This window comes from Actinomycetota bacterium (assembly GCA_018830725.1).
Lineage (GTDB): Bacteria > Actinomycetota > Humimicrobiia > JAHJRV01 > JAHJRV01 > JAHJRV01.
Window position 1 is genome coordinate 1 of the sequence record JAHJRV010000152.1, and the last position, 2,671, is coordinate 2,671.

Annotated in this window: 3 protein-coding genes; all 3 read right to left on the reverse strand. The window is 31.5% G+C overall.

Features of this window, described 5'->3' with window-relative positions:
• A partial coding sequence (locus KKC53_06785; protein MBU2598852.1) for a hypothetical protein occupies window positions 1-343 on the reverse strand: 343 nt, incomplete at its 3' end.
• A 12-nt stretch (window positions 344-355) separates the two neighbouring features.
• On the reverse strand, window positions 356-1,048 hold the full coding sequence (locus KKC53_06790; protein ID MBU2598853.1) for a hypothetical protein: 693 nt from the start codon (window positions 1,046-1,048) through the stop codon (window positions 356-358).
• A gap of 69 nt (window positions 1,049-1,117) precedes the next feature.
• Window positions 1,118-2,671, reverse strand: a 1,554-nt coding sequence (locus KKC53_06795; protein MBU2598854.1) for a Tim10/DDP family zinc finger protein, incomplete at its 5' end; no start/stop codon positions are given.

Genomic DNA, 2,671 nt, shown 5'->3' on the forward strand with positions numbered 1-2,671 from the left:
ATTCTACTTTAAAAATAGTAGCAAGCGCAATAATCATTAAAATTAAAATAAAGAACATATTAACTAATCCACGAGTGATTTCCCAGCCATCTTTAACCATTTGAGAATTTTGAAGATTGGTAAAATTAAGGATACCTTGAGCTAAACCAGCAAACCAAGCAACTAAGCTGCCGATTAATTCTTGCATCATTAAAAGAAATCCTCCTAATAGAGTTTTAAAACCATCAACAATACCAAGATCAACTGCTTTGGCTTCTTCTACTCCAAAAGTAAAAATTCCCAAAGAGCTGATTATAATAATCAGCAATATAAAAGGAATAAGTTTTTTAAATTTTTTTAGCATAATTTACAATTTTTATTTGCAACAAACAGAACAACATGCACAACAACATGCGCCTCCGCAATGATATATTCTGCCATAGGCGGTATCTGTATAGCATGGTCCCATTGCATTGTCACAACTACATCCACCTCCACCTCCACTAGCTGCAAGAAATACAGTTGCGCATAGAGACGCAGAATCTTCTTCATTCCATAAAGCATCTTTATTTCTTAAATAATATTCCATTCCTAATTTATAATTTTCTGAGGAAAAATATTCTTCCCATGTAGAATATTCCATTCTTAATAATTCTTTTTCTAACCATTCATTATTTTCATCACTATTTCCACAAGTTTTACAAGTTTCAGGATTCTCAAGTTCTAATAACATTTCTGCTGACATTTTTTCAACTTCTGCTAAAATATCATTAAGAGAAAGAGAAGTGAGTTCGTTATTTACATAATCTATAGATTGTTCTTGTGGCTCTGTGTTTTGATTGTTTTGTGTTTGTTCTTCTGGCACTTGATTTTTATTAGAAGATGAGTTATTAGGAAATATATCAGAAATAATATTTATTGTATCATTCAATTTAATACTTTCTATCTCTCCAAATAATTTTAATGGTATTCTATTTTTACTATCTTGAGATTGTTCTGTTTTAATATCTTCTTTTTTAATCTCTTGATCATTAGTTGGTTGGACTGGATTAATAAAATAAATTATCAAAGAACTGATTAGAATAAGAGGTAAAAAAATAAATATTTCTTTTTTTTTAAAAGGCATTTTATTATTGATTTAATTTCCCCATGTTTGACATTTATCTAAACGGCCCTGAGCATCTTCTTCAAGTTCTACTGCTGTCTCATAATCACCCCAAATAGTACCTGGCTCTGGAAAAGCAGAAGTTCCTCTTTCTGTGTAATATTGGTCAATTAGAACATAAATTTGATCAAAAACAAGATATGATTCTGCTTTTAGTTCTGTAAATGTGGTTCCTGTTGAAGTTCCCATTATAGCTTTAAATAAATTTTGAACTGCTAAAATAGCTATATTCTTTGCATCATTAAGAGCTTTTAGTGCTTTTTCAACATCATCATTAGTTGTTCCACCAGAATCTTCATATGCTTTTTCCCAGACGTCAACTGCGTCAATATAAGCATTAATAGCTGGAATAATAATATTGTCAATATTATTAATTTGTAATACTGTTTTTGCAATAATATCTGTAAGATTTTTAATATTTGTGTTTTTAATAGTTGATATTATATCATCTACTTCAATTTTTTTATTTTTTGCCCAAGTTATATAAGATGGATCATAGCTTGTTTCTCCACATCCAAGAGGATGGTCTTTTGTCATATCATCTAATATTAGTAAAATATCTTCATATTTTTTAACTATTAAATTCCATACAGCTAAATTATCTTTCTGTTCTTTAAGTAATTTATCTAATGCTACTTTAATTGTGCTTAATTCTGGTTTTAATAACTTAGCGGCTGCTACATCTTGTTTAATTTCAGTAGGGTCTATTATTTTAGGCAGTTCACATGCTGCTCCGCAATCTCCTTCTCCTGGAATGCTTTGATTTTGAGCGAATAATAAACCATATCCTTCTTTAAATGCTCTATTAACTAAAGCGGTAAGAATTGCTTCGACGTAGATGGAGTAAGGACCTGCTTTAGCAGAGGCGGCTCCTATTTGAGCGTTAATTGTGTCCCAAAACCTGTTTACTGTTTTACTAACAGAATCACTTATTTGTTTACCAGGAGTATGAGAAATACATTTTTTATAACATGGTCCTACGACTGAGCTCCCATCCTTATGAAGACCATCAGTTTCAAATGGTTCAGCCAGAATATTCGCACTTGGCGCGCATTTTGCAGGTAAAGATGCAGTTCCCCAAACATCATCATATCCAGTTGTATATCTTTTTCCACTAGATTCAACTACAAGATCAATCGGCTTATTATTGCCATCATACCAAACACAATCTTTTGGACTAAAAAATCCAGATCCTCTTGCTATTTCTGCTTCTTGTTCTTTTTCTTCTATAGTTTGGATTTTTTGTATTTCTTCCATGGCTATTAAATAGGTACTATAAACATTATTTCCACCTTCGGTCAGCTTAATCCATCCTCCCCATCCACCGACTGAAAAATCATTATAAAAATCTTCAATATTGCCCACTATATCAGATATAGAACATCTTGCTTCTTCTTTAAAAGTAGGTTGTTTAAGTAAAGCTATCTTTATATCTATATCAAAAGGTTCACAAAGCCAACCAATTCCTAAATACTGGTCTATGAAATTTCCTAAAGCGTTATCAACGGCCATTCCCAGCCAATCATC